The 26544-nt window shown below is 69.0% G+C and carries 28 protein-coding genes; 14 read left to right on the top strand and 14 right to left on the bottom strand.

What is annotated here, in order from left to right:
- Nucleotides 1-224 precede the first annotated feature (224 nt).
- From corA to ACZ7SW_RS21630, 4 genes are all read left to right on the top strand, one after another.
- Complete coding sequence (gene corA / locus ACZ7SW_RS21645) at nucleotides 225-1313, top strand: magnesium/cobalt transporter CorA (RefSeq protein ID WP_470232215.1); 1089 nt, start codon at nucleotides 225-227, stop codon at nucleotides 1311-1313.
- A 195-nt stretch (nucleotides 1314-1508) separates the two neighbouring features.
- Nucleotides 1509-2162 carry a metallophosphoesterase family protein gene (locus tag ACZ7SW_RS21640; RefSeq protein WP_470232214.1) on the top strand — a complete coding sequence of 218 codons (654 nt, stop codon included), beginning with the start codon at nucleotides 1509-1511 and terminating at the stop codon, nucleotides 2160-2162.
- Nucleotides 2159-2998: a chromosome partitioning protein ParB gene (locus ACZ7SW_RS21635; RefSeq protein ID WP_470232213.1), complete on the top strand. Its 840-nt coding sequence runs from the start codon at nucleotides 2159-2161 to the stop codon at nucleotides 2996-2998. The genes ACZ7SW_RS21640 and ACZ7SW_RS21635 overlap by 4 nt, the downstream gene beginning before the upstream one ends.
- A gap of 53 nt (nucleotides 2999-3051) precedes the next feature.
- Nucleotides 3052-3399 carry a ClpX C4-type zinc finger protein gene (locus ACZ7SW_RS21630; RefSeq protein ID WP_370940258.1) on the top strand — a complete coding sequence of 116 codons (348 nt, stop codon included), beginning with the start codon at nucleotides 3052-3054 and terminating at the stop codon, nucleotides 3397-3399.
- A gap of 103 nt (nucleotides 3400-3502) precedes the next feature.
- Here ACZ7SW_RS21630 and ACZ7SW_RS21625 read toward each other — a convergent pair whose 3' ends face one another.
- Nucleotides 3503-3697, bottom strand: coding sequence for a PspC domain-containing protein (locus ACZ7SW_RS21625; RefSeq protein ID WP_378308481.1), 195 nt, complete (start codon nucleotides 3695-3697; stop codon nucleotides 3503-3505).
- Nucleotides 3698-4485: 788 nt separating this feature from the next.
- Here ACZ7SW_RS21625 and ACZ7SW_RS21620 point away from each other — a divergent pair.
- Nucleotides 4486-5391 carry a hypothetical protein gene (locus ACZ7SW_RS21620; protein WP_470232212.1) on the top strand — a complete coding sequence of 302 codons (906 nt, stop codon included), beginning with the start codon at nucleotides 4486-4488 and terminating at the stop codon, nucleotides 5389-5391.
- A gap of 64 nt (nucleotides 5392-5455) precedes the next feature.
- On the opposite strand, the gene ACZ7SW_RS21615 is transcribed toward ACZ7SW_RS21620, so the two are convergent.
- From ACZ7SW_RS21615 to ACZ7SW_RS21590, 6 genes are all read right to left on the bottom strand, one after another.
- Nucleotides 5456-6631, bottom strand: a complete 1176-nt coding sequence (locus ACZ7SW_RS21615) for an ABC transporter ATP-binding protein (protein WP_470232211.1) — start codon at nucleotides 6629-6631, stop codon at nucleotides 5456-5458.
- A 3-nt stretch (nucleotides 6632-6634) separates the two neighbouring features.
- The gene (locus ACZ7SW_RS21610) at nucleotides 6635-7477 is read right to left on the bottom strand and encodes a carbohydrate ABC transporter permease (protein ID WP_470232210.1); all 843 of its coding nucleotides are present in this window, start codon (nucleotides 7475-7477) and stop codon (nucleotides 6635-6637) included.
- The gene (locus ACZ7SW_RS21605) at nucleotides 7477-8424 is read right to left on the bottom strand and encodes a carbohydrate ABC transporter permease (protein ID WP_470232209.1); all 948 of its coding nucleotides are present in this window, start codon (nucleotides 8422-8424) and stop codon (nucleotides 7477-7479) included. The genes ACZ7SW_RS21610 and ACZ7SW_RS21605 overlap by 1 nt, the downstream gene beginning before the upstream one ends.
- Nucleotides 8421-9740 carry an ABC transporter substrate-binding protein gene (locus ACZ7SW_RS21600; RefSeq protein WP_470232208.1) on the bottom strand — a complete coding sequence of 440 codons (1320 nt, stop codon included), beginning with the start codon at nucleotides 9738-9740 and terminating at the stop codon, nucleotides 8421-8423. Before ACZ7SW_RS21600 ends, ACZ7SW_RS21605 begins: the two co-directional genes overlap by 4 nt.
- 249 nt (nucleotides 9741-9989) lie before the next feature.
- Complete coding sequence (locus ACZ7SW_RS21595; RefSeq protein ID WP_470232322.1) at nucleotides 9990-10517, bottom strand: YflT domain-containing protein; 528 nt, start codon at nucleotides 10515-10517, stop codon at nucleotides 9990-9992.
- A 78-nt stretch (nucleotides 10518-10595) separates the two neighbouring features.
- Complete coding sequence (locus tag ACZ7SW_RS21590; RefSeq protein ID WP_378405902.1) at nucleotides 10596-11786, bottom strand: acyl-CoA dehydrogenase family protein; 1191 nt, start codon at nucleotides 11784-11786, stop codon at nucleotides 10596-10598.
- Between the two features lie 169 nt (nucleotides 11787-11955).
- On the opposite strand from ACZ7SW_RS21590, the gene ACZ7SW_RS21585 reads away from it, so the two are divergent.
- Nucleotides 11956-12291 carry a DUF4190 domain-containing protein gene (locus ACZ7SW_RS21585; protein ID WP_470232207.1) on the top strand — a complete coding sequence of 112 codons (336 nt, stop codon included), beginning with the start codon at nucleotides 11956-11958 and terminating at the stop codon, nucleotides 12289-12291.
- 58 nt (nucleotides 12292-12349) lie between these two features.
- Nucleotides 12350-12931 carry a DUF4190 domain-containing protein gene (locus tag ACZ7SW_RS21580; RefSeq protein WP_470232206.1) on the top strand — a complete coding sequence of 194 codons (582 nt, stop codon included), beginning with the start codon at nucleotides 12350-12352 and terminating at the stop codon, nucleotides 12929-12931.
- Here ACZ7SW_RS21580 and ACZ7SW_RS21575 read toward each other — a convergent pair.
- Nucleotides 12916-13797, bottom strand: a complete 882-nt coding sequence (locus tag ACZ7SW_RS21575; protein ID WP_470232205.1) for an SPFH domain-containing protein — start codon at nucleotides 13795-13797, stop codon at nucleotides 12916-12918. The genes ACZ7SW_RS21580 and ACZ7SW_RS21575 overlap by 16 nt on opposite strands.
- Before the next feature lie 95 nt (nucleotides 13798-13892).
- On the opposite strand from ACZ7SW_RS21575, the gene ACZ7SW_RS21570 reads away from it, so the two are divergent.
- The 4 genes from ACZ7SW_RS21570 to ACZ7SW_RS21555 are packed head-to-tail and all read left to right on the top strand — an operon-like array spanning nucleotide 13893 to nucleotide 17818.
- A complete protein-coding gene (locus ACZ7SW_RS21570; protein WP_470232204.1) occupies nucleotides 13893-14789 on the top strand; it encodes an aminoglycoside phosphotransferase family protein in 897 nt (298 codons plus the stop codon).
- A 57-nt stretch (nucleotides 14790-14846) separates the two neighbouring features.
- Nucleotides 14847-16157, top strand: a complete 1311-nt coding sequence (locus ACZ7SW_RS21565; protein WP_470232203.1) for a magnesium transporter MgtE N-terminal domain-containing protein — start codon at nucleotides 14847-14849, stop codon at nucleotides 16155-16157.
- A complete protein-coding gene (locus ACZ7SW_RS21560) occupies nucleotides 16150-16647 on the top strand; it encodes a DUF1003 domain-containing protein (RefSeq protein WP_470232202.1) in 498 nt (165 codons plus the stop codon). The genes ACZ7SW_RS21565 and ACZ7SW_RS21560 overlap by 8 nt, the downstream gene beginning before the upstream one ends.
- A gap of 25 nt (nucleotides 16648-16672) precedes the next feature.
- Nucleotides 16673-17818 (top strand): Mrp/NBP35 family ATP-binding protein, encoded by a 1146-nt coding sequence (locus tag ACZ7SW_RS21555; RefSeq protein WP_470232201.1) that lies wholly within the window; start codon nucleotides 16673-16675, stop codon nucleotides 17816-17818.
- A gap of 57 nt (nucleotides 17819-17875) precedes the next feature.
- Here ACZ7SW_RS21555 and ACZ7SW_RS21550 read toward each other — a convergent pair whose 3' ends face one another.
- From ACZ7SW_RS21550 to sigE, 5 genes are all read right to left on the bottom strand, one after another.
- Nucleotides 17876-18382, bottom strand: a complete 507-nt coding sequence (locus ACZ7SW_RS21550) for a hypothetical protein (protein ID WP_470232200.1) — start codon at nucleotides 18380-18382, stop codon at nucleotides 17876-17878.
- Between the two features lie 516 nt (nucleotides 18383-18898).
- Entirely contained in the window at nucleotides 18899-19324 is a 426-nt protein-coding gene (gene tatB / locus ACZ7SW_RS21545) for a Sec-independent protein translocase protein TatB (RefSeq protein ID WP_470232199.1), read from the bottom strand.
- Between the two features lie 98 nt (nucleotides 19325-19422).
- Nucleotides 19423-20955 carry a S1C family serine protease gene (locus ACZ7SW_RS21540; RefSeq protein WP_470232321.1) on the bottom strand — a complete coding sequence of 511 codons (1533 nt, stop codon included), beginning with the start codon at nucleotides 20953-20955 and terminating at the stop codon, nucleotides 19423-19425.
- Between the two features lie 343 nt (nucleotides 20956-21298).
- Nucleotides 21299-21970 (bottom strand): anti-sigma factor family protein, encoded by a 672-nt coding sequence (locus tag ACZ7SW_RS21535; RefSeq protein WP_470232198.1) that lies wholly within the window; start codon nucleotides 21968-21970, stop codon nucleotides 21299-21301.
- On the bottom strand, nucleotides 21967-22581 hold the full coding sequence (sigE, locus tag ACZ7SW_RS21530; protein ID WP_470232320.1) for an RNA polymerase sigma factor SigE: 615 nt from the start codon (nucleotides 22579-22581) through the stop codon (nucleotides 21967-21969). The genes ACZ7SW_RS21535 and sigE overlap by 4 nt, the downstream gene beginning before the upstream one ends.
- A 235-nt stretch (nucleotides 22582-22816) precedes the next feature.
- Here sigE and ACZ7SW_RS21525 point away from each other — a divergent pair, with 235 nt between their 5' ends.
- Nucleotides 22817-23473 carry an O-methyltransferase gene (locus ACZ7SW_RS21525; protein WP_470232197.1) on the top strand — a complete coding sequence of 219 codons (657 nt, stop codon included), beginning with the start codon at nucleotides 22817-22819 and terminating at the stop codon, nucleotides 23471-23473.
- A gap of 21 nt (nucleotides 23474-23494) precedes the next feature.
- On the opposite strand, the gene ACZ7SW_RS21520 is transcribed toward ACZ7SW_RS21525, so the two are convergent.
- The gene (locus ACZ7SW_RS21520) at nucleotides 23495-24685 is read right to left on the bottom strand and encodes an MFS transporter (protein ID WP_470232196.1); all 1191 of its coding nucleotides are present in this window, start codon (nucleotides 24683-24685) and stop codon (nucleotides 23495-23497) included.
- Nucleotides 24686-24748: 63 nt separating this feature from the next.
- On the opposite strand from ACZ7SW_RS21520, the gene ACZ7SW_RS21515 reads away from it, so the two are divergent.
- Together ACZ7SW_RS21515 and map are read left to right on the top strand one after the other, a co-directional pair.
- The gene (locus ACZ7SW_RS21515; RefSeq protein WP_470232195.1) at nucleotides 24749-25645 is read left to right on the top strand and encodes a LysR family transcriptional regulator; all 897 of its coding nucleotides are present in this window, start codon (nucleotides 24749-24751) and stop codon (nucleotides 25643-25645) included.
- Nucleotides 25646-25727: 82 nt separating this feature from the next.
- Nucleotides 25728-26516: a type I methionyl aminopeptidase gene (map, locus tag ACZ7SW_RS21510; RefSeq protein WP_470232194.1), complete on the top strand. Its 789-nt coding sequence runs from the start codon at nucleotides 25728-25730 to the stop codon at nucleotides 26514-26516.
- Nucleotides 26517-26544 lie beyond the last annotated feature (28 nt).

Here is a 26544-nt window from a genome sequence, read left to right as displayed (position 1 = left end):
CCACTTCGCACGCCTTGGCGTGCCCCGGCCGAAAGGAGGTGAGGAACCACCCATGAGCAGTGGTGATAGTCCGCTCCCTAGTAGTACGTGCGTTCCCGCCCCGCCGGCCGGCCTTTTCCGCTCCTGGTAGGCCCGCGTCCGGGAACCCACGGTGCCGCCGGACGGACCCCGCGGTCCGCCTGGCCGTCGTCTTCGTGCTTCACGACGCCTGCCCAGGAGAACCCATGCCTGCCATTCCCTCGCTAGGCGGCCTTCGCGGCCGCGGCAACAACCGGGCCAAGGCCAATCTCGAACGGCCGATCCCGGTGCCGCTGTCGGCCTATGTCGTCGATTGCGCGGTGTATGTCGACGGCAAGCGGCTGCCCGGGCGCTGGACGCACGCCGAGGCGATCCGCGAGGTCCGCAAGCGGCACGCGGGTTTCGTCTGGATCGGCTTGCACGAGCCCGATTCCGACCAGATCCAGGGCATCGCGGACACCTTCGGCCTGCACGAACTGGCCGTCGAGGACGCGCTGGAGGCGCATCAGCGGCCGAAGCTCGAACGCTACGACGACACGCTGTTCCTGGTGCTCAAGACAGTCCGCTACGTCGAGCACCAGTCGCCGACCACGGCGAACGAGATCGTGGAAACCGGCGAGCTGATGGTGTTCCTCGGCCGCGATTTCGTGATCACCGTCCGGCACGGCAACCACTCCGGCCTCGCCCGGCTGCGCCGCGACCTCGACGACGACCCGGAGCGGCTCGCCCTCGGCGCGGCGGCGGTCGTGCACGCGATCGCCGACCACGTGGTCGACCACTACCTGGAGGTCACCAGCCGGATCGAGGCGGACATCGACGAGATCGAGGCGCAGGTGTTCGCGCCGCGTTCGTCGGTGAGCGCCGAGCAGATCTACCTGATGAAGCGGGAAGTGCTCGAACTGCGGCGCGCGGTGGTCCCGCTCGCCACGCCGGTGTCGCGGCTCGCCGAGGGCTACACGCGGCTGGTGCCGGACGAGGTCCGCTCGTATTTCCGCGACGTCGCCGACCACCTCGCGACGGTGTCCGAACGCGTGGCGGCGTTCGACGAACTGCTCAGCACCCTGGTCGACGCGACAGTCGCGAAGATCTCGCTGCAGCAGAACACCGACATGCGCAAGATCACCGCGTGGGCGGCGATCATCACGGTGCCCACGATGGTCGCGGGCATCTACGGCATGAACTTCGACTACATGCCCGAACTGCATTGGCAGTTCGGCTATCCGATCGTGGTCACGATCATTCTCGCGATCTGTCTGCTGCTGTACCGAATATTCCGGAAGAACGGCTGGTTGTAGCCGCCCTCGCGGTCCCCTTTTCTTCCCCCGGTCGCAGGAGGTTTGTCTCGTCATGTCCCGGTTGCTGTCCAACCTCAAGTTCTGGGCCCTCGCCCTCTGCCTCATCTGGATCGTCGGCATCGTCGCGATGATCGCGCTCAACCCCGGGTTCGCGCACGGCATGAAGTGACGCCGCGTGCGCCGTAACCTTGGCGCATGCCGAAAGCGCTGGTGGTGGCCGACGAGGCCGACGAGCGGCTGTGGACCCCGGCGGTCCGCTCGCTGCGGGTCGACCTCGTCGTCGCCGCCGGCGATCTGCCGTTCGCGTATCTCGAGTTCCTCGCCGGCATGCTCGACGTGCCGTGCGTGTTCGTTCCGGGCAATCACGATCCGGACCTGAGCGGCTTCACCCGTTACGGCGGACTGTCCATGAAGGACGGTTTCCCGGCCGAATGGCCCGGGCCGACCGGCGGAATCAACGCCGACGGCCGGATCGTCGACGTCGCCGGGCTGCGCATCGCCGGTCTCGGCGGTTCGATCCGCTACCGCGACGGCCCGAACCAATGGACCCAACGCCAGCAGGCGCGCCGGGCCCGGCGGCTGGAGCGTCGTTTCCGGTGGCGGAAATGGCGGGACGGCAACGGAATCGACATTCTGCTGACGCATTCCCCGCCGCGGCGTCTCGGCGACCGAGAAGATCCGCCGCACCAAGGTTTCACCTGCCTGCACCGCACGATCGAAACCCTGCAGCCGCACTGGCTGCTGCACGGACACATCCATCCGCACGGCGAATCGGTGCCCGACCGCGTGGCCGGCCGCACCCGGATCCGCAATGTGGTGGGCTATCAGGTGATGGAGTTCCCGCGATGACCCGACCGACCGGTTTCCCGCGCGCTGACGCCGAAAACGACTTCCTGCGAGCCCGGCGGCGGCAAGTGCTGTCCCGGCTTTCCACGTGGCTGCGCCGGGAACCCGACGACGTCAACATCATGCTGCCGTTCCACGAAGTGGTGCAGGCACTCGGTTACGTCAGCGAGGCGCGGATCGGGACGCGAGTGATCACTTTGGACTCGATCGTCGGCACCGTGGACCGGAGCCGCGACTTCGACCGTCGTTTTCGCCCGACGTCCGCCCGCGTCCGGCAACGCTGGGAACGACTCGCGCTGGCCGCCCGCCGAGGCGAGGCGATCCCGCCGATCGAGGTGTATCGCATCGGCGAACTGCACTTCATTATCGATGGCCACCACCGGGTTTCGGTCGCCTTGGCGCAGGGACTGTCCACAATAGAAGCTTCGGTGACAGCCGTGCGCACCAAACTGAACCCGAGCGGCATCCGGTATCGCGGCGACCTGATCGTGAAGGACTACCGGCGGCTGTTCCTGGAACGAGTGCCGCTGTCCGGACATGCCCGCGCTTCGGTGCTGATGACGGATCCGTGGAACTACGCGCAACTCGGCGAGCATGTCGAAGCGTGGGGTTTCCGGCTGATGCAAGACGAAGGCCGGTTCACCGACCGCGCGACCGTCGCGCAACGCTGGTTCGACGAGGAATTCACCCCGGTGGTGGCGATGCTGCGGCAAGCCGACCTGATCGGCGACCGCACCGAGGCGGAGGCGTACCTGTGGGTCGCCTGCGAGCGGTACCGGCTGATCCGGACGCACCGCTGGGACGAGGAGGTCATCGAAACGCTGCGCTCCCAGCAGTGACTTGTCAGGCCGCTCCTGACGTGTCAGGCTAGCCCTGACACCGGGAGGTTCTGATGACTTCGTACTGCTCGTTCTGCCTGAAACCGGCCGATGAGGTGGCCAAACTGATCGCCGGCTCCGGCGTCTACATCTGCGACGGCTGTGTCGGACTGTGCGGACAGATCCTGGCCGGGGAACACGAGCCGGGGACGCCTGAGGTGACGCTGTGGGAGCGGAAATCGGACGAGGAGATCCTGGAGAGCATCCCGCGGATGGCGAAGGTCAGCGCGCAGACGGACGCGCGGATCCAGGAACAGGTGGATTTGCTGCGCACTCGCGGGGTGGCGTGGGCACGAATCGGCGAGGCGCTCGGCGTCACTCGGCAGTCGGCCTGGGAGCGGTTTTCCGCCGAGCGGAAATGAGACTGGCCCCCTTCCGTTTGGTGGCGGAAGAGGGCCGATCGATCTCAATTGGTTCGCGGTGGTTTCGCGGCGGGCGAGCCGTCCAGGCGACTCGCCCGGCGGATCAGTCGCTGGGGATGATGGCCCACAGGATCAGGTACGCGACGAACTGCGGCCCCGGCAGCAGGCACGACAGCAAGGCGAGCACCCGGATCTTGCCCGGCGTGGTCCCGAAGCGACGGGCGAGCCCGGCGCAGACCCCGCCGATCATGCGCCCCTCTCGCGGCCGGCTCAGCCGGTGGGTGACAGGTGCGGTCATCGTGTTCCCCTCCCGTTTGGGTTCGTACCTCCATGTCACCACGTCCGGAGCCGGGGCACATCGCTCCGCGGGACGATCCGGACCCCTAAGGGGGTGGGGTTCCGGGCCGGGGAGGAATCGGGGTTGGGGTGGGAACTCGCAGGTCAGGATTGTTTGACGGCGGAGTTCGGGTCATGGGGACCTGGTCGGGCGCACGGATCCGGGCGAGGTTCGGCCAACGCCCGTTCCCGCTGAGGTCGGCCCGCTTACGCTGATTCCGGGCACTGTTCGGCTGCTGCCTTTCCCGACTGCGGTCAGGCCGCAGCCACCGCTCTCAAGCACTGCACGGCCACCGCCCTCTCCAACCGCGAGCAGCCCACAGCCACCGACTCCGGGCACCGCCCACTCCAACGCGAGCAGCCCACAGCCACCAACTCCGCGCACCTCGCAGCCACCGCCCTCCCCAACCGCGGTCAGGCCGCAGCACCGCTCACAAGCGTTGCACGGCTAACGCTCTCCCAACCGCGACCAGCCCGCAGCCGCCGACTCCGCGCACCACTCCAGCCAACGCCCTCCCCAACCGCGACCGGCTCGCGACCGCCGATCCCGCGCACCGCGGACCTCAACCCGCCCACCCGCGCACCACAGCCCCGAACCGGCCGACGCGGCCCCTCTCATCTCGCCATGCCCGTCCCGCGCCGACATCTCCCCTCCCCAGAACCTCCCCGACCAGCGGTGATGACTCAGCGAAGTGTGGGATTTCGCGGCGGGGGCTGGATTTTTCGCCACTCACGGTGATACTGCACCCCGTGCGTAACCCACTCGGAGTCCTCGCGGTCGGCTGTTCGGTGCTCCTCGCCGCGGGCGTCGGATGTTCCGCGGAGTCCGCCCCAGCGGAGCAGGCGCAGTCCACCCCGGTGCCGCTCACCGCGATCGCGGCGCTCGGGGACTTCGCCACGCTCGATTACTGCAGTCTCCTCGACCCGAAGCGGCTCAAGAACACCACTGCCGACACGCCCGATTCCTCGTTCACCGCGTGCCAGACGGACTTCGTCCAGTCCGGGCGGCCCAGGACGGTCACCGTCGGCCCGCTCGCGGCTGATCGCGATCCCAACATCAAGGCCTACGATTACCCGGGCAAGGTGCCGGACGGCGTTTCCGTGCAGCAGGCCGGTTTCGTGCCGCAGAGGTCGTGCGGGCGGGCGATCACGTTCGCCGACGGGGTTCGGCTGGCTGTTTCGATCACCGACGGGGACGATCGCGGCAGTGCGGAAGAGCGGTGCGCGGCGGCGGACGACGTCGTCGGCGGGGTGCTCGACGCGGTGACCGGCAATCGGGTGCGGCATCCGCAGTTGCCGGACCGGTCCTGGGGGCGGGTGGATTCCTGCGCGATTCTCAGTGCGTCCGGGGCACAGGGCGGCGACGCCACCGCCGGGATCGCCGGGCATTCGTGCATTCTCGACAAGGTGAGCCTGGAGTTCGCGGTGGTGCGGCAGGCTCCGGCGGGGCCGTCGGAAACGCTCGGCAACCGGATGGCACGGGTGGCTGCCGACGGGGCGTTTTGCCGGGTCCGGACGGTGCAACCCTCCCCGGCCACCGCGGGACGCGCGGAGCAGGCGACGGTGAGCGTGGTCGACACCAGCGGTGCGGGCGGCGAGGCGGCTTGCCCGGCCGCGCGCGCCGCTGCCGCGACGGTCTTCTCGCGGATCCCCTGAACGTCCGTGAAGGGCTCCTTGAGGGAATCTGATTCCTTCAAGGAGCCCTTCACGGACCGATGGCTCAGTCGGAGTAGGTGAGGTTCCGGCCGTCGGACGGGTCGAAGAGTTTCACCTTGTCCGCGTCGAACGAGATCTGCAGGTCCTGGTTCTCCGCGGCGGCCGATTCTGCCGACAGCCGGGCCACGATCAGCGATTCCGCGCCGGGGACGTCGGCCGAACCGCTGTCCGCGGCCAGTTCCGCCAGGTCTGCCGAGCTGGCGACCCCGCCGTCCACGGTGAAGTGCGCGAACTTCTCCGAACCCATCGACTCCAGCACGTCCACGTGCGCGGTGAAGCTCGCGCCCTCCCGGCCCGGTTCGGCCAGTGCGGCGTCCTCGAAGTGTTCCGGGCGGATGCCCATGATCACCTCGCGCGGGGCGTTCGCCGCTTCGGCCATCCGGCGGATCCGGTCGGTGAGCGGGGTGGTGCCCAGCGGGCTGCGCAGCTGCCCGTCCTCGAGCGTCGCGGGGACGAAGTTCATCGACGGCGAGCCGATGAATCCGGCCACGAAGAGGTTCGCCGGGTTGTCGTAAAGGAACTGCGGCGACCCGATCTGCTGCACGTAACCGGCCCGCAGGACCACCACGCGGTCGCCGAGGGTCATCGCCTCGGTCTGGTCGTGCGTCACGTACAGCGTGGTCGTGCCCAGCTGCTTCTGGATTTTCGACACCGAGGTCCGCATCTGCCCGCGCAGTTTGGCGTCCAAGTTGGACAGTGGCTCGTCCATCAGGAACGCCTTGGGGTTGCGGACGATCGCCCGGCCCATCGCCACCCGCTGCCGCTGCCCGCCGGAAAGGTTGGCCGGTTTGCGGTCCAGATGCTGGGTCAGGTCGAGGATCGTCGCCGCTTCCTCCACTTTGGACCGGACGATCTTGTCGTCCACTTTGGCCAGCCGAAGCGGGAACGCCATGTTCTCCCGCACGCTCATGTGCGGGTACAGCGCGTAGGACTGGAACACCATCGCGATGTCCCGGTCCTTCGGAGCCTTCTCGTTGACCCGCTTGCCGTCGATGCGCAGTTCGCCCGAGGAGATGTCCTCCAGCCCGGCGACCATGTTGAGCGTGGTCGACTTCCCGCAGCCGGACGGGCCGACGAGGATGATGAACTCGCCGTCGGCGATCGTGATGTCCACTTCGGACACCGCGAGCGCGCCGTCGGGGTAGCGCTTGGAAACCTTGTCGAGAACGATTTCAGCCATGGGTCAGCCCTTCACCGCACCGGACGTCAGCCCCGCCACGATGCGACGCTGGAAAAACAACACGAACAGGATGATCGGCACCGTGATCACGACCGCGGCCGCGCACACCTGGCCAGTCGGGTCCTCGAACTGCGAGGACCCGGTGAAGAACGACAACGCGGCGGGCACCGTGCGCGACGCCTCGGTGGACGTCAGCGAGATGGCGAACAGGAAGTCGTTCCAGCAGAGGATGAACACCAGGATCGCCGTGGTGAACACGCCCGGCGCGGCCAGCGGCGCGATCACCTTCCGGAACGCCTGGGCCGGCGTCGCGCCGTCCATTTTCGCCGCCTTTTCCAGCTCCCACGGGATTTCCCGGAAGAACGCGGACAGCGTGTAGATCGACAGCGGCAGCGCGAACGTGATGTAGGGCAGGATCAGCCCCGGCCAGGTGTCGAAAAGGCCGAGCCCGCGTTCGATGTTGAACAGCGGGGTGACCAGCGATACCTGCGGGAACATCGCGATCAGCAGGGAAAGCCCCACCAGCACCTGTTTCCCGGGGAAATCCAGCCGGGCGATCGCGTACGCCGCCATCGTGCCCAGCACCACCGCGATGACCGTGGAGATCACCGCGATGCCGATCGAGTTCACCAGCGCGTGCAGGAACTCCGTGGTCTGGAAAATGTCCGCGTAGTTCTTGAGCGTCCATTCCACCGGGATGAAATTGCCGTCGGTGAGCGTCGCTTTCGTCTTGAACGACAGCGAAAGCACCCACAGCACCGGGACGATCGCGAACACCAGCACCAGGATGTCCAGCAGGCCCCAGCCGACCTTGCGGCCGGTGGTGGCCGCACCTCCGATAGCCATCAGCGCTTCCCCCCGTCGTCCGTGCCGGGCGCGGCGGTGCCGAACACCTTGATGAAGAGGAACGCGATGATCGCCACCGTGATGAAGATCAGCACCGCCATGGTGGAGCCGATCCCGAGGTTGAGCCCCTTGACCAGGTTGTCGTAGGTCTGCATGGACACCGATCCGGTGTCCTGCGCGCCGCCGGTGAGCACGTAGATGTTGTCGAAAATGCGGAACGCGTCGAGCGTGCGGAACAGCAGCGCGACGAGAATCGCCGGTTTCATCACCGGCAGCATCACCTTGGTGAACCGCTGCCACGCGGTCGCGCCGTCCATCGCCGCGGCCTTCAGCAGGTCGTCGGGCACCAGCGCCAGCCCGGCCATCAGCAGCAGCGCCATGAACGGCGTCGTCTTCCACACCTCGGCGAGAATGATGATGAACAGCGACGGCCACTGGTCAGTCAGCGGCGCGACCCCCTCGCCCAGCGCGTTCGCCAGGTACCCGGTTTTGGGCGTCCACGCGAAATACCACGAGAACGCGGCCACCACGGTGACGATGCCGTACGGGATCAGCGCGACGGTGCGCACGAGCCCGCGACCGACGAGCGTGCGGTGCATGATCAGCGCGAGCCCCATGCCGAGCACGAATTCGATCGCCACCGAGACCACGGTGAGGAACATCGTCGTGCCGAACGCGGTCCACCAGTAGGAATTCGTGAGCACCGCGGCGTAATTGGAGAATCCGATGAACTCGTGCTGAGACGGGAACCGCAGGTCGTAGCGCTGCAGCGAAAGCCAGACCGAATAGATGATCGGGTACGCGGTCACCGCGATCATCACGAGGAACGCGGGCGCGCACAGCCACAGCCCGAGCCGTCGTTCCGCCTTCTTGCCCTCGGAAAGCGCGGGCTTTCCCTTGCGGTGCGCCGCTTCCTGAGTGGTCGCGGCGGGATCCTGGACGGTCACGGGATCACTCCCTTCGACTGGAGCGCGTCATCGAGCTGTTCCCGCATTTTCTGCGCGGTCGTCTGCGGGTCGATCGCCGACGGCGGGGAAAGGATTTTCGACATCACCGTGGACAGGTTCTGGTACACCGGCGTGAGCGGCCGTACCGCGGCGGTTTTCAGCGCCGACAGAATGGAGTCGCGCATCGGGTACTTCTGGGCCATGTTCGGGTTGTCCGCCGAAACCGGCTTCGCCGGGTCCACCGGGATGTCGTCGTGGTACACCGACTCGATCGTCGGCGGCACCCCGTCGTTGATCGCGGACACCTTCTGGTTTTCCTTGCTGCGCAAGCACAACGCCGCTTCATACGCTTCGGGCTTGTGCTGCGAGTAGGCACTCACCGCCAGATCGAACCCGCCGATCGTGCTCTTCGACGGAATTCCGGGCTTCGCCTGCGGGTACACCGTCCACTTGAAGTGCGACAGGTCCTTCGGCTTCTCCTCGGCGTAGGAGGCGTAGACGAACGGCCAGTTCAGCTCGAACGCGGCGTCTCCGCGCTGGAACGTCTGCCGGACGTCGTCCTCCTTCTGGTTCGTCAGCGACGGGTCGGTGATCCCCGACGACGTGATCTTCTTCAGCAGCTCCAGCGCCTGCACCGCGCCCTCGTCCATCACCACGGATTTCCCGTCGTCGGACAGGATGTGCCCGCCGAGCGATTCGACCAGCGTGTTGTAGATGACGACCAGGCCCTCGTACTGCGCGCCGGTGAACACGACGGAATGCGGTTTGTGCTCGCTCTTGAGCCGCTGCGACATCTGCATCATCTCGTCCCACGTCTTCGGCGGGGTCGGGGTGATGCGGTCGTCGTACCAGAGCAGCTGCACGTTGGTGTTCTTCGGCGCGGCGTAGAGCTTTCCTTGATACGTCGCGGTTTCCAGCGGACCTCGCAGCACGCCCTCGGACGCGGCCGTCTTGTTCTGCCCGGTCCACTCGTCGACCCAGCCCGCCTCGGCGAACTCCGAGACCCAGGTGACGTCGAGGCCGAGCACGTCCATCGACGTGTCGCCCGCCGCGAGCCGGCGAGCCATCTGGATCCGCTGGTCGTCCGAACCGCGCTGCAGCTTGTTGTAGACGATCCGGTACCGCCCGGCGGCGGCCTTGTTGCAGTTGTCGACGACCGTCTGGAAATGGTCCTCCGGGGAGTAGTAGACGTTGACCGTCGCCCCGGAATCCGTTCCGCAGCCTGCCACCAGGCCGCTGCTCACCAGGCCCGCGGCGAGCAGTGCCGCCGCGCGCGTAGGTCCTCGTTTCTTTCCGCTGGGCCGTTTCTTCCCCATCCAAGCCTCCTCGCCCTGTGCACACGGCACCCTCCGGCGCCGCCCCCCAGACAGCACGCCGCGACGAGGCGGACCCGAGCCAGCACCCCGACGTGCCAGTTGCCGGCAGGCCGCGCTGGAGGACACGACCGGCCAACCGGTGTCGGACAACCTATGCCCGGCGATCACCCGCCGCAAGCAGGGTCGGTAACGATTCAGCCAGGTGCGCGCGAACCATCGGAAGGACGGGTGAAAAAGTCGCGCCGGTCTTCACGCCGTGGCGGGCGGCGGCCGCAACGCCAGCTTCGCGAGCAGCTCGCGCCCCTGCTCCGCGCTGCGCGGCTGGCACAGCACGTCGTACCGGCCGGCGACGAGCTGGCTGGCCGACGAGAAATCCCTGCGCCCGCGCGACGTGCGGTACCCAATCGCCGAGAACGCCAACCCGGACAGGACACCGAGCACCAGCCCGGTCAGCAGCTGCAGCGTGAATCCGCCCTGGTTGACGAACATCCCCAGCAACAGTCCCGCGAACAGGCCGAACCACGCGCCCGACATCGCGCCCGCGGCGAGCACCCGGCCCCACGACAGCCGTCCGATGACGCGTTCGACCAGCATCAGGTCGACGCCGACGATCGTCACGTCGGTGACCGCGAACTCGCTTTCCGCCAGGAAATCGACCGCCTGCTGCGCCTCGCCGTAGGTCGAGTACGACCCGATCGGCCAGCCGGTGGGCGGGGTCGGGAGCCGCGGCGGCCCGGCCGCGCCCTGACCGCCACCAAAGGGACTGCTCACCATCATCACCTGCGCACTCGTCCGGTCCGAGGGCTCTATCTTGTCAAGAACCGGCGGAGCGCGCGAACTCCGGCGAAACGCGGGTCAGGCTTTGTAATCCCGCAGCAGGCCGCGGCTGATGATGGTTTTCTGGATTTCGCTGGTGCCCTCGCCGATCAGCAGGAACGGGGCCTCGCGCATGAGACGCTCGATCTCGTATTCCTTGGAGTAGCCGTAACCGCCATGGATCCGGAACGCTTCCTGGGTCACCTCGGCGCAGTACTCGCTGGCGATCAGCTTCGCCATCCCGGCCTCGACGTCGTTGCGGGCGCCGGAATCCTTCAACCGGGCGGCGTTGACCATCATCAAGTGCGCGGCCTCGACCTTGGTCGCCATCTCCGCGAGCTTGAACGCGATCGCCTGGTGCTGCGCGATCGGCTTGCCGAAGGTGGTGCGCTGCTGGGCATAAGCGATCGCCAGCTCGAACGACCGGATCGCGATCCCGCACGCGCGCGCGGCGACGTTCACGCGGCCGACCTCGACACCGTCCATCATGTACGAGAAGCCCTTGCCCGGAGCCTCTCCCAGCACCTTGTCCGCGCCGATCTTGAAGCCGTCGAACACCGCTTCCGTGGTGTCGACGCCCTTGTAGCCCATTTTGTCGATCTTGCCCGGAATCGTCAGTCCCGGAAGCACCTCGCCGAACCCGGACGGCTTCTCGACCAGGAACGTCGTGAGGTTCTGGTGCGCCTTCTCCGCGCCCTCGTCGGTCTTCACCAGCAGCGCGATCAGGTTCGACGAACCGCCGTTGGTCAGCCACATCTTCGCGCCGTCGATCACGTAGTCGTCGCCCTCGCGCTTAGCGCGGGTCTTGATCGCGGCCACGTCCGAGCCAAGATCCGGTTCCGACATCGAGAACGAGCCGCGGACCTCGCCGGTCGCCATCCGGGGCAGGAAATGCTGCTTCTGCTCCGGCGTCCCGTGTTGCTTGATCATGTGCGCCACGATGAAGTGCGTGTTGATCACGCCGGACACGCTCATCCAGCCGCGCGCGATCTCCTCGACCACCAGCGCGTAGGTCAGCAGCGATTCCCCGAGGCCGCCGTACTCCTCCGGGATGGTGAGCCCGAACAGGCCCATCTCCTTCATGCCCTCGACGATCTCCGCCGGGTACTCGTCGGCGTGCTCCAGCGCCTGCGCGTGCGGGATGATCTCCTTGTCCACGAACGACCGCACCGTGGACAGAATCTCCTGCTGCACATCGGTCAGGCCGGCGGTCCGGGCGAGACGGGCCATGAGCTCAGCTCCTCACTGCGGGCGACGCCGGCTCCCGGCGCTGGGGTTACCGGGGAGTATGACTGGTTCGCGCCCGAGCGGCTATGAGGGTGCTCACGCCAGGCCCCGGTTTCCCCCGTTAAGGTGCGGATAAGGTGCTGATCCACCCGAAACCGCGAGAAGGATCCCGATGAGCGAGGGCAGCGACGAGCCTGCTGGGCGCGACGGCTACGAGCACCCGTCGTACGAGCACCAGCCCTATCCGCCGCGAGGCCCGTCGGCGGGCGCGGGGCTCGCGCTCGGGTCGCTGGTGTGCTCGATCGCCGGGTTCGTGCTGTGCGCGCCGATGGCCATCGCGGGGATCGTGATGGGGCACATCGCGTTCTACCGGGCCCGGCGCGGACGCGGCACCGGCGGCGCGCTGGCGGTCGCCGGGTTCGTGATCGGCTACGGCGCGCTGATCGTCTGGAGCATCGCGCTCCCGCTGATCTGGCACGCGCTGGCCCAGTCCGGCGTTTTCGGCTGATGCCGCCGCGATTCCCGGTAGCGTCGTCCTTCGAACCCGGCACCCCGAGGGAGCCCTCATGACCACTCCGCCCGACCGCGAACCGGCGGCCTACGAACCGCCGCCGACCGCGGATCCCGCTCCGTACGAGCCGCCGGCCACCGGCGAACCCGCGCCGTACGAGGCCCCGGCGGACGCCGTCTCGTCCACTTCGGAGGCTGACCCGCTGGTTCCCCCGCCGGGCTGGACCGCACCCGACCCCGGCCCGGTCGCGCAGCTGCCCGGCGAGCAACCCGCTCCCGCCGTACAGCCGTATCCCGTTGCACCGCAACCAGATCCGTTCGCGCCGCCGCCCGCGTACCAGGCGTTCCCGGCTCCGCCGCCCTATGGCGCGGCCTACCAGCCGTACGCGAACAACACCGACACCGGGCTCGCGACCGGCGCGCTGGTGTGCTCGTTGCTCGGTCTGGTGACGTGCGTCCTCGCGGTCCCCGGTCTCGCGATGGGGCACGTCGCGCTGTCCAAGGCCGGCCGCAACGAAGCAGGCGGACGCACCATGGCGCTGTCGGCCGTCGTGCTCGGCTACGTGGCGGTCGCGCTGTGGGTCGGTTTCTTCGTGACGCTGCTGGTCCTCGGCTTCAACGGCTACCTCGACCGCTGATCGGGCAGGTCGCTCGCCTCGACCTCGGGCGGAGCGGCATGCCCGTTGCTGGTCTCTTCTGAAGTCGACGGCGATCGCGGCTCCGGCGGCGTGGCCGCGGCCGGTTTCGCCGGAGAATCGGTCCGCGCGTCCAGGAACCGCAGCAGCTCCACCGGGAACGGCAGCACCAGCGTCGAGTTCTTCTCCGCCGACACCTGCACCACCGTCTCCAGCAGCCGCAGCTGCAGCGCCGCCGGGGTATCCGCCATCGCCGCGGCGGCCTGGGCCAGCTTGTGCGAGGCCTGCAGTTCGCCGTCCGCGGAGATCACCCGCGCGCGGCGTTCGCGTTCGGCCTCGGCCTGTCGCGACATCGAGCGTTTCATCGACTCCGGCAGCGCGACGTCCTTGATCTCCACCCGGTCGATGTGGATGCCCCAGCCCAGCGCCGGGCTGTCGATCAGCAGCTCGAGGCCCTCGTTGAGCCGTTCGCGGTTCGACAGCAGATCGTCAAGGTCGCTCTTGCCGATGATGGACCGCAGCGACGTCTGCGCGACCTGGCCGATCGCCGACCGGTAGTCCTGCACGTGGACGGTGGCCAGCACCGGGTCGACCACCTTGAAGTACACGACGGCGTCCACCCGGACCGTGACGTTGTCCCGGGTGATGCCGTCCTGCGCGGGGATCGGCAGCGTCACGACCTGCATGTTCACCTTCTGCATGCGGTCGGCTACCGGCAACAGCAGCGCGAGCCCCGGATCGCGGACCTGCGCGCGCACCCGGCCGAAACGGAATACCAGCCCGCGTTCGTACTGCTTCACCACGCGCACCGCGGAGGCGAGCCACACCCCGCCCACGACGACCACTGCGCTGACAATCTCGACGATCATGGCAGCTCCCGGGTTCGCCAAACCCCCTTTCCGTTCACTGTACGCGCGCCGGACACCCCCGGAAACGGTTTGCGCCACCGACCAGAATAGGCGTTGTGACCGTTTTGGAAATCCCGCCTGCCTTCGCCGAGCGCGCTCCCAAGGTGCTGGGTCCGGAAGCCGTCCCGTGGCTCGCCTCGCTGGCGCAGCGGTACGCCCGGAAGTGGGAGCTGGAATTCGAGGACACCGCCCGGCACGGCTACGTCGGAGTCGTCCAGCCCGCTCGGCGCGCGGACGGTTCCCGTGTGGTGCTCAAACTCGGCTGGGTAGAAGAAGAATCGCGCGACGAGCCGCTCGCACTGTCCACATGGGCCGGTCGAGGATCGGTGCTGCTGCACGAATCCGCGCCCGAGGACGGCGCGATGCTGCTGGAGCGGCTCGACGACAGCCGGACCCTCGACGGCGAACCGCTGCTGCCCGCCGTCGAGATCATGAGCGAACTCGCCCGGCGGCTCGCCGTGCCCGCGCCTGCCGCGCTCACCCGCACGCTGTCCGCCGTCGCGGAGGAACTGCTGGAAGAACTGCCCAAATCCTGGCAGGAACTGGGCGAACCGCTCCCCCGCCGGGAGCTGGACGCCGCGCTGGAGGTGTGCCGCGATCTCGGTCCGGAAGCGGGTAACGCACTGGTGAACGAGGACTTGCATTACGAGAACGTGCTGTCCGGCACCCGCGAACCGTGGCTGGTGATCGACCCGAAGCCGCTCGCCGGCGACCTCGAATACGGCGCGCTTTCGGTGCTGTGGAACCGGTTCAGCGAATCCACACTGGACACGAAGCTCGCCGCGAGCGGTCTGGACCGCGACCGCGCCAAGGCGTGGACGCTCGTCCGGGCGGTGCAGAACCGGCTGTGGCACGCCCAGGATCTGGTCGATTTCGGCGGTTTGGACGAGGACGACGACGGCCCGTCCGCCGAAACGCTGCCCGCGCTGACCCGATGGGCGCTGCTTGGCTGAGAATTCGCCGAGCCACGGCACGAGCGCGCACCGGCGCCAGCCGATAGTGTCGGCGCCATGGCAGGCACAAACCGGGTTTACGCAGCACAGCTCGCGGGTCTGCCGGTGTTCGGGCCCGACGGGGAATCGATCGGAAAGGTCCGCGACGTCGTCGCCGGCCTGCGGCTGGACCAGCAGCCGCCGCGGATCCTCGGCATGGTCGTGGAGCTGGCGACCCGGCGGCGGGTTTTCGTCCCGATGCTGCGGGTCACCTCGATCGAACCGAACGCCGTGACGCTCGCCACTGGTTCGGTCAACATGCGGCATTTCCACCAGCGGCCCAACGAGGTCCTGGTCTGCGGGCAGCTCCTCGACGCGCACGCGACGCTCACCGGCGCGGAAACCCGCGTGACGGTGGTCGACGCGGCGATGGAGCCGACCCGCACGCGGGACTGGGTGCTGGCGAAGCTCGCCGTCCGCGAGCGCTCGACCCGGCTCACGCTGGGCCGCCGGCGCGCCGCGATGCAGGTGCTGCCGTGGAGCGAGGTCTCCGGGCTCGGGCTCACCGACCTGACCGGACAGCCGCAAGGCGCGGGCCAGCTGCTGATGCTGTTCGACACGATGCGCGCGGTCGACGTCGCCGCGACAGTGCGCGACCTGCCGATCAAGCGCCGCCACGAGGTCGCCGACGCGATGGACGACGAGCGGCTCGCGGACGTCATCGAGGAACTGCCCGAGGACGACCAGAAGGAACTGCTGTCCTACCTCGCCGATGAACGCGCGGCGGACATCCTCGAGGCGATGAACCCGGACGACGCGGCCGACCTGCTCGCCGAACTCGCCCCGGCTGAGCAGAGCCGCCTGCTGGAACTGATGGAGCCGGAGGAATCCGCGCCGGTCAAACGGCTGCTGGCGTATTCGTCGGACACCGCGGGCGGCCTGATGACGCCGGAGCCGGTGGTGCTGACGCCGGACGCGACGATCGCCGAGGCGCTGGCGCACATCCGCAACGCCGACCTCCCCGCCGCGCTCGCCAGCATGGTGTTCGTGTGCCGTCCGCCGACCGAGACGCCGACCGGCAGGTTCGTCGGCGTCGTGCATTTCCAGCGGCTGCTGCGCGAACCGCCCGCCGAGCTGGTGGCCAGCGCGGTGGACACCGACCTCACCGCGCTGCGCCCGGAGGCGACGCTGTCCGAGGTCACCCGGTATTTCGCGGCGTACAACCTGGCGTGCGGCCCGGTCGTCGACGCCGAGGACCATCTGCTCGGCGCCGTCACCGTCGACGACGTGCTCGACCATCTGCTGCCCGACGACTGGCGCGAAACCGGCCTGCACGACGTCACTGATAGCGCCGACGGCGCTGTTCTAGAGGAGGCCGACCGTGCCTGAACTCAGAACCGGTCGCAGGCTCGACCAGCCGCGCGGGCAGGCCCGCCTGCGGCTGAACATCGACCCGGACACCTTCGGCCGCTTCACCGAGCGGATCGCGCGGTACCTCGGCACCGGCAAGTACCTGTTCTGGCAGACGCTGATCGTGGTCGTCTGGATCTCGCTGAACATCGCCGCGACCGCGCTGCAGTGGGATCCGTACCCGTTCATCCTGCTCAACCTGGCGTTCTCGACGCAGGCCGCGTACGCCGCGCCGCTGATCCTGCTCGCGCAGAACCGGCAGGACGACCGGGACCGCGTGTCGCTGGAGGAGGACCGCGCGCGCGTCGCGCAAACCAAGGCGGACACCGAGTACCTCGCCCGCGAACTGGCGGCGCTGCGGCTGGCCGTCGGCGAGGTCGCGACCCGCGACTACCTGCGCAGCGAACTCGACCGCCTGCGCGACGATCTCGACGTGGACTCCAAGCCGCGCAAGGCCAAGCAAAGCTGAACTGGGCAGTACGTACGATGGAAGCGTGACTGGTACACAGCAGCTCCCCAGCGTCGACGACGTCCGCACCGCGCTGAAGGACGTGTACGACCCGGAAATCAAAAAGCCGATCACCGACCTCGGCATGGTCAAGGACGTGGCGGTCGGCGACGACGGGGTGGTCGACGTCGGGATTTACCTCACGGTCGCGGGCTGTCCGCTGAAGGCGACGCTGACCGCGGACACGAAGAAGGCCGTCTCGAAGCTCCCCGGCGTCGCCGACGTGCGGGTCGAGCTCGACGTGATGAGCGACGAGCAGCGCACTGAGCTGCGCAAATCGCTGCGTGGCGACGCGGCGGAGCCGGTGATCCCGTTCGCGCAGCCGGGTTCGATGACGCGGGTCTACTGCGTGGCGTCCGGCAAGGGCGGCGTCGGCAAGTCGTCGGTGACGGTGAACCTGGCCGTGGCGATGGCCGAGCGCGGGCTGTCGGTCGGCGTGGTGGACGCGGACATCTACGGCCACTCGGTGCCGCGCATGCTGGGCGCGCGCGAGAAGCCGACCAAGGTCGACACGATGATCATGCCGCCGCAGGCGCACGGCGTGAAGGTGATCTCGATCGGCATGTTCACGCCGGGCAACGCCCCGGTCGTGTGGCGCGGCCCGATGCTGCACCGCGCGCTGCAGCAGTTCCTCGCCGACGTGTTCTGGGGCGACCTGGACATCCTGCTGCTGGACCTGCCGCCGGGTACCGGCGACATCGCGATTTCGGTGGCGCAGCTGATCCCGAACGCGGAAATCCTCGTGGTGACCACGCCGCAGCAGGCCGCCGCCGAGGTGGCCGAGCGCGCGGGCGCGATCGCGATGCAGACGCGGCAACGCGTCGCGGGCGTCATCGAGAACATGTCGTGGCTGGAAACCCCGACCGGCGAACGCATCGAGGTCTTCGGCGCGGGCGGCGGCCAGACGGTCGCGGATTCGCTGTCGAAGTCGGTGGGTTCGACGGTGCCGCTGCTGGGCCAGGTCCCGCTGGACCCGCGCCTGCGCGAACAGGGCGACGAGGGCACGCCGATCGTGCTGGCCGAACCGGACGCCCCGGCGTCACTGGTGCTGAAGGACGCGGCGAAGCAGCTGTCGGTCCGGGCGCGCGGTTTGGCCGGGATGATGCTGAACGTCAGCCCCGCCGGTCGCTGACCCCGGGCGCAAAAAGAGGCGCGCACCTTTCGCGGGTGCGCGCCTCTTTTTGTGCGCTTAGGAGGCGTGCACGGTCACCAGGAGGGCACCGGACTCGCGAACCGTCACCTTGGTGTCGCCCGGCTTCGTCACCGACCAGTCAATGTCCTCGGGCTTCTTCGCGGACACGTCAGCCGACTTGTCGGGCAGGCCCTCGACATCGATGTTCTGCGACTGGTCGGACGTCACCTTGATCTTCACCTTGTTGCCGACCTTGACGTCGACGACCCCGGCCGGCGGCGTGACCTTCCCGCCCTGGTAGGCGACGGTGATCAGCACATCGACGCCTGCCTCGCCGGTCTGCGCGCCGCGCTTGACGTTCGGCTGCTCACCGGTGGCGCCGCCGTTCCCGGGAGCGCTCGCCTCGCCGCTCGACGGAGCCGACGAGGACGGCATCGCCGGGGCGGGCACCGAGGTGTAGGTGGCGGGGGCCTTGGTGCTGGGCTCGTCGTCGGCACTGCACCCGGCGACGGCGAAGGCGGCCGCAGCGATCGTTCCGGCCAGCGCAGCCGCACGGCGTGACATATCGGGAACCTCCAGGGTCGGTTGAGCTGATGCCCTGAGGCTACCCAGCCTGATCAGCGCGTCGCGCGTCGGCTTGGCCCGTCGGCGATCGCGGTTCTTCACCGGTGGCGCCGCGGCCTAGCGGTCAGGTGGTGTCCGGGTCGACCGGCGGACGCTCGCACGGCTTCGGCTGCGGCACTGCGGCCTGCGGCTTGGTGGAAGCGAATCCGAACTCCGACGAGCAAACGCTGCGCGACAACCCGCTCCGGATCGAGAACGCGCAGGCCACGCAGGTCTTCGAACCGTTCGCGCAACTAGCCGCACGCCGGTCGCGCGCGGCGATCGCGGTTCTTCACCGGTGGCGCCGCGGCCTAGCGGTCAGGTCGCGTCCGGGTCGACCGGCGGACGCTCGCCCGGCTTCGGCTGCGGCACTGCGGCCTGCGGCTTGGTGGAAGCGAATCCGAACTCCGACGAGCAAAAGCCGCGCGACAACCCGCTCCGGATCGAGAACGCGCAGGCCACGCCGCACCCGAGCGGTCAGGTGGCGTCCGGATCCACCGGCGGACGCTCGCCCGGCTTCAACGGCTCCGGCTGCGGCACCGCGGTCTGCGGCTTGATCGTCGGAGCGCCATTGGACCCATTCCCATTGGACCCGTTGAGCTCGTTCTTGAACCCGTTCAACCCCAGCGGATCCGAGTCGCCGTCGAACAGGTGCTGGGCGACGACCCGTTTCGGGTCGAGATTGCGCAGGCCTCGGAGGTCTTCGAGGGGTTTGCGCAGCTGGTCGAACTCCGGACCCATCTCCTCGCGCAACTGCTCGCGCGCGCCGGTCGCGAAGTCGCGTGCCTTGCGGACGCTCTTCGCCATCCAGGCCGCCGCTTCGGGCAGCCGTTCGGGTCCGAGGATGAAAAGCCCCGCGATGATGAGCACGAGGATCTCGCCCCAGCCGACACTGTCGAACACCCGTGAAACCTCCGCTCGGTGCTGCCCCGCCCAAGACTACCCGGGCCGTTTCGCGTCCCGGCAGGCCCGAACGTCGCACGGCAGCTTAAGAACGGGTGTCAGTCCGACCCGAGCGTGACGTCCACCACCAGCAGCGCGCCGTCGCGGGCCAGCTGCACCGGGACCACCTGGCCGGGGTCGTGGCTGCGCACCGCGACGGTCAGCTCGGCGGAGTCGCGCACGACGTGGTCGCCGATCTTGGTGATCACGTCGCCTTCCTTGATCCCCGCGCCCGCGGCCGGACCGCCCGGCGCGACGTTGCGCACCTGCGCGCCCATCGTCGACGAACCGGCGACCGTCGAGGCCGCGTTGATCCCGATGTCGGCGTGCTTGACCTTGCCGTCCTTGATCAGCGCCTTGGCGATCTTGATGGCGTAGTCGCTGGGAATGGCGAACCCGATGCCGATGCTGCCGCCGTCCGAACTGGACGAGCGGATCGCCGAGTTGATCCCGACCAGCGCCCCGGTCGAGTCGACCAGCGCACCGCCCGAGTTGCCGTGGTTGATCGCGGCGTCGGTCTGGATGGCCGAGTAGGTGACCGGAGCCGCCCCGTTGTCGCCGCCCGCGGTGACCGGCCGGTCGAGCGCGCTGACGATGCCCGAGGTGATCGAGTTCTGCAGCGCCAGCGGCGAACCGACCGCGATCACCGCGTCCCCGACCTGCAGCGCGGACGATTTCCCGACCTGCATCACGACCGGGTTCGTCACGTTGACCTTCACCACGGCGAGGTCGGTTTTCTGATCCGAGCCAACGACCTTGGCCTCGGTGCGGGTCCCGTCGTTGAACACCGCGGTGATCTTCGTGGCCGCGTCGCCGACCGCGGTCGCGACCACGTGCTCGTTGGTGAGGATGTATCCCTGCGGGTCGATGACCACGCCCGAGCCCTGCTCGCCGCTGTCCGCTCCGGGCTTGACCACCTCAAGCGAAACCACCGCGGGCGACACCCGCCGCGCGATGTCCGCGAGCGACCCCGGAGGCCGCTCCTTGGCCGCGTCCGCCTCGGAAATCGTGGCACTGCCGGTCAGCGAGGACCCGGTGTCCCCGACCCACCAGCCGACCAGCCCGCCGACCGCGCCGATCAGCAACGCGACGACGCCAAGCAGCGCCAACGCCTTCGGCTGCACCCGCCGCCCGAACAACACCTCGGGCAAGCTCAACTGCGCCCCGCTGGGCAGCTTCGGCTTCTCGCCCTCGTCGTCCTCCGGAGCCACCGCGGGCCCACCCAACACGGCCCCGGCCGCCGGATCCCGCCAAGGATCGCTGGCATCAGTCCACAACGGATCTTCCGCCGCGCCATTCTCCCCGGAGGCCTCGAGCGGCCGCTGCAACCGCACACCCTCAGCTCCCGCAGGCCGGCTGAACGCCTCCGCGAGAGATTCGGGCGTCGGCGGCGCGAGACTGAGCTTCTGCTGCCCGTTCCCGTTGGACACCGGGGTGTAGAGCTTGTCGAACGCCCCCTCCACCCCGTGCGGACGCCCGAAGACAGCCGCCTGCTGCTGATCCACCGCAGGCCGCTCAAGCGGCCGAGGACCCAACCGGTCCGTTCCGACGGCACCGGACTGGTCAGAATTAGCGTTCGGCTGGTCGGTCATCATTCCCCGGGAGCGTTCAGTAAGGCTGGGAGTCGACGATACCCAAGCCTAGGGAGAGTGTGCCCAGACCGCAGTGAAATGCCTGTTGCCTGCCCCACCAGGACCACCACCCAAGGCAACCAGCACACCCAACCCAGCCCAGCACCCAGACCCAGCCCAGTACCCAGACCCGGCCCTGCACCCCGATACGAAGCCAAAACACGGCGCGGAGGTGCTTGTCAAGGCATCTTTCCCGCCTTGACAAGCACCTCCGCGCCGTAGTCACAATCAGCTTCGGGGTGCCCCCACGCAACCAAGCGAGGCGCAATGTCGCCGCCAGGCGACGAGCCCCTCCACTCAAAACCTACCGAGCCGCGACAGCAGCCCCAGCCCGAACCACCCCAGGCTCAACCTCGGGCTCCGGAGCCACCGACTCCGCCCCACCGGCCTTAGGCACATTCATCTGCGCAGGAAGCAAATTCGCGTTGGGCACCCGAACCGGCCCGGTCCCCGTCGACCCTTCCCCGCTATCCGCCGAGGTCCCGACGAGCGCGAGCGCGCTCAGCACGAGCCCGGACACCACGACCCCGGCCCCTTGCGCCGCCCGTTTCCGGCTGAATGCGAACCGACCGCCGCCGAGCACGTTCGCCGACTGCCCGAGCGGCGCGGTTGTTCCCAACGGCGCGGCACCCCCGAGCACCCCGGCGTCCCGCAGCCCGGCCACGCGCTCCGGCCGCTGGATAGCCACCAGCTGACCGTCGGCGGTGACCGCGAGGTTGTCCGGCGCGCCAGGCAGATCAGTGTGTTCCGGAATGGACCGGAGGCTGGCCAGGAAGCCCGCCGACATCGACGGCGCACCCGCGTCCTTCACCGCGGCGACGGCCTGCCGCTGCGAGGTCACCTCGGCCGCGCAGTCCGGGCAGCGCGCGACATGCGCGAGCGCCCGGTCGTGGGCGACGGGCGTCAGCTCGCCGTCGACCAGTGCGACTACCGCGTCGGGCATGAGGTGGGATTCGGCGAAACGCCAGCCGGTCATACGGACACCTTCGCAGATTCCTCCCGGGTCGCGCGACGGCGCTCAAGCGACGCGCGAAGCGCCGAGCGGCCGCGGTGGATACGGCTGCGCACGGTGCCGAGCTTGACGCCCAGCGTCGCGCCGATCTCCTCGTACGACAGTCCTTCCACGTCGCACAGCACGACCGCGGCCCGGAACTCCGGGGGCAGCTCGTCGAGCGCCTCCTGCAGATCCGGGTCCAGGTGGGTGTCGCTGTAGTGCTGCTCCGGGCTCGGGTCGTCGCCGACGATCCGGTCGGTGTCCTCGGGCAGTCCCTCCATGCGCACGCGCGAGCGGCGGCGCGCCATGTCGAGGAACAGGTTCGTGGTGATCCGGTGCAGCCAGCCCTCGAACGTGCCGGGCTTGTACGACGCGAGCGACCGGAAGACGCGGATGAACGTCTCCTGGGTCAGGTCCTCGGCGTCGTGCGTGTTGCCGGTGAGGCGGTAGGCGAGCCGGTACACGCGGTCGGCGTGTTCGCGCACGACCTCGTCCCACGAGGGCGGCGTCCAAGCCGTCTCGGCTGCGTCCACGGTCACCGGGGCGGCTTCCGGCAGTTCGGCGTTCTGCATCAGGGGAGCAGGCACCTCCATCTGGGTCAACTCCTCTTCACCTCTGCCAACGCGGGCCGGGCACACGGTGTTCCCGTGTGGTTGAGACTCAGTCTGCCGAGCTTCCTTATGGAACTCATGAGACCGATCTGAGAGCAGCCTGAGAAGTTGGCCGGCGAGGGCCTTTCCAGGGTTTTCGCGGGCTTTCCCCCGGGCCGGAAGGCGCTTACCAGGGAGCCTTCGCTGATTTATCGACAACCAGCGCTAACCTTCGCGCGTGAGTTCGGGGACAGAGGCGGCGGCCGAGACCGGGGCGGTCGGCGCCGAGCAGGTCGACGGGTACCTGCCCGACGACGACGTGCTGACCGCGGCACGGCTGCGCGCGGTCGACCTCGGTTGCGCCCCGCTGGCCCCTGGAGCAGGCACGACGCTGCGTTTTCTCGCCGCGACGGTCGCTGCGAGGGCGGTCGTGGAGGTCGGCACCGGATCCGGCGTGAGCGGGCTGTACCTGCTGCGCGGGATGGCCGCCGACGGCGTGCTGACCTCGATCGACGTCGAGCCGGAGTATCAGCGGGCGGCGCGCAAGACCTTCCTCGAAGCGGGCTATCCCCCGGGCCGGATGCGGCTCATCGTCGGCCGCGCGCTCGACGTGCTGCCGCGGCTCACCCCGGGCGGCTACGACCTGGTGTTCGTCGACGCCGCGCGGATCGAGTACCCCGGCTACTACGAGCAGGGCGTGGCGCTGCTGCGCCGCGGCGGGGTGATCGTGTTCCACCAGGTCCTGGCTGGCGGGCGGCTCACCGACCCGTCCCGGCGCGACCCGGAGACGATGGCGCTGCGCGAGGTCGCGCGCGCGGTCCGCGAGGACGACCGGTTGATCCCGGCGCTGCTGCCGGTCGGCGGCGGGCTGCTGGTGGCCACGGCGTGCTCGTGAGCAGCGATCACGGTTAGACGCTCACGACCCCACCAGCACCCGCTCAGCACTCCGCACCCGCGTGCCCACCGAGACCGCCGCCACGGCCAGCCCCAGCCACACCACGACGGCCACGATCAGCCAGCTCCACCCGGCCCGCCCGTAGACGACGCTGCCGACCCCGCCGCCGATGCTGCTGCCCAGGTAGTACATGAGCATGTACAGCCCGCCGACCTGGCCGCGCGCGTTCTCCGGGGCCTCGGCCGCGGCCCAGCTGTTCGCGATCGAGTGCGCGGCGAAGAAGGCCGTCGTCAGCACGAGGAAGCCGACGACGATCAGCGGCAGCGAGTCCGGGATCGTCAGCAGCGCGCCGACCGCGGTCAGCAGCAGCACCCCGACCAGCGCCTGCCGGCGGCCGAGCCGCGCGGACAGCCGGTTGGCCGTGGCCGACGAAACCGAGCCCAGCGCGTACGACACGAACACCAGCGACGCGATCGCCGGTGACAGGTTCAGCGGCTCGCCGGTCAGCCGGAACCCGGCGGCGTTGTACAGCGCGACGAACGCCCCCATGGCCAGCAGCGCGACGGCGTACTGCGCGAGCAACACCGGCCGCCGCACCGCGATGAGCAGGCCGACGCCGATGTCGCGCAGACCTTGCCGCTCCCCCGTCTTGACCGGCGAAGGCGGCAGCATCACCACCGTCACGACCGCGCAGACCAGCGAAACCCCCGCCACCACGTACAACGCGCCGCGCCAGCCGAACGGACCGGCAGTGAACCCGGTGGCCAGCCGTCCGGTCATGCCGCCGATGGTGTTGCCCGCGATCATCGCCCCGACCGCGGCCGCGACGCCGGTCTTCCCGAGCCGTTCCACGAGGTAAGCCGTGGCTACGCCAGGGAATCCGGCGATCGCGACGCCCTGCACCGCGCGCAGCACCAGCAGCAGCGAGTAGTCCGGCACCAGCGGCAGCAAGAGCCCGAGCACCGACGAGAGCACGACGGACGCGATGATCACCGGCCGTCGCCCGACCACTTCGGACAACGCGGCGATGGGCAGCACGGAGATCGCCAGCACACCGGTCGCCACGCTCACCGCGAGCGCCGCGCCGCCGGGATCGAGGTGGTACTGCCCGGCGAGCTGCGGCAGGACCGCTTGCGGAGCGTAGAGCAGGGCAAACGACGTGAAACCCGCGGCGGCGACCGCGACCTTGACCCGGCGGGCGGAGGAGAGCATGAGCTTGAAAGTAAGCCTGGCTAATCAATACGTCTAATACGTTGATCTGCCATCATTCATACCGTGCCGAATGAGAACCTTACCGCGCAGCTCGTCCCGCACCTGTCTCTGCTGGCCACACTGCGGAGCACCGGAAACGTCACCCGCACGGCCGAGATCCTCGGAGTGCCGCAGCCCACAGTCAGCAGGCGGCTGGCCGCGCTCGGACAAGCCCTCGGCGCGCCGCTGACCGTGCCCGAGGGCCGAGGCGTCCGGCTGACCCGCGCCGCCGAACTCCTAGCTGACGCCGCCGAACGCGCATTGCCCGTGGTCGACGCCGGAGTCCGTCTCGCCCGCGAGGAGATCGAACCGGCGAGCGGCCGGGTCGTGCTCGGATTCCTGCATCTGCTCGGCCGTTCGCTGGTGCCGGGTTTGCTGCGCGCGTATCGCGAACAGGCCCCGACCGCCCGGTTCTGTCTCGTGCAGGGTTCGCTGCAGGACATGGTCGACCGGCTCGTGTCCGGCGAACTCGATCTCGCCCTGCTCGCACCGGTCGTCGAGGACGAGCGACTGGAGACGGCCGTCCTCGACCGGCAGCCGATCCACCTCTCGGTTCCCGCCGGACATCGACTGGCCGGACGACGCAGCGTGCGCGTGGCGGAACTGGCCGACGAGCCGTTCGTACTGCTCGAACCCGGCTACGGCCTGCGAAGGATCACCGACGACCTCTGCGCCGCCGCCGGCTTCACGCCGAAGGTCGCCTTCGAGGGCCAGGAATCCGACACCGTCCGCGGGCTCGTCGGCGCAGGCCTGGGCGTCGCGCTCCTGCCGCGCTTCGAACCCGGTTCCCCGGCCGGCGTCGCGGAGGTGCCGCTGCACCCGCCGGTCCACCGGACGATCGGGCTCGCCTGGCGTGCCGGGGAGCCGCTTTCTCCCGCCGTTCAAGCGTTCCGGGACCACGTGCTCGGCATGCCGGACTAGCGGCCAGGGTGGTATTTGTATCCCGGTACCGTGCTACCGTTTCCGGTATAGAAATACCGGAACTTGAGGACGCGAGGTAGTCGTGATCGAGCTGAAGACGCCTGCGGAGATCGACCGCATGCACGTGACCGGGCGGTTCATCGCCGAGGTGCTGACCGAGGTCGGCAAGCTCGCCGACGTCGGCGTGAACCTGATGGACCTGGAGCACCACGTGCGCGGCATGATCAAGCGGCGCGGGGCCGTCTCGTGCTACTGGGACTACGCGCCGTCGTTCGGCGAGGGCCCGTTCCGCAACGTCATCTGCCTGTCGGTCAACGACGCCGTCCTGCACGGCCTGCCGCACGACTACACCCTGCGCGACGGCGACGTGCTCACCGCGGACATCGCGGTCACCATCGACGGCTGGGCGGCCGACTCCGCGCGCACGGTCATCGTCGGCACGCCCGCCGAGGAGGACCAGCGGCTCATCCGGGCCACCGAGGAAGCGCTGGAAGCGGCGATCGAGGCGTCGCGGGCGGGCAATCGGCTGGGCGACATCTCGGCTGCGATCGAGGCGGTCGCGACCGGCTACGGCTACCCGGTCAACACGGAGTTCGGCGGGCACGGCATCGGCCGCACCATGCACGGCGACCCGCACGTGTCCAACCGCGGCAAGGCGGGCCGAGGCATGAAACTCCGGCCGGGCCTGACGCTCGCGCTGGAACCATGGCTCGCGCGCACGACGGACAAGATCGTTTACGACCCGGACGGCTGGACCATCCGTTCCGCGGACGGTTCGCGTACCGCGCATTCGGAGCACACGGTGGCGATCACGGACGGGGAGCCGATCGTGCTTACCCGCCGCGAGGAAGAGTCGGCGGGGAAGAAGTAGCTGGGCTGCCGCGGCGACACCGCCGCGG

The organism is Amycolatopsis sp. NPDC114484 (genome assembly GCF_055633755.1).
The sequence above is the reverse complement of the archived record's forward strand: the minus strand, read 5'-3'. Positions and strand labels throughout refer to the sequence as shown.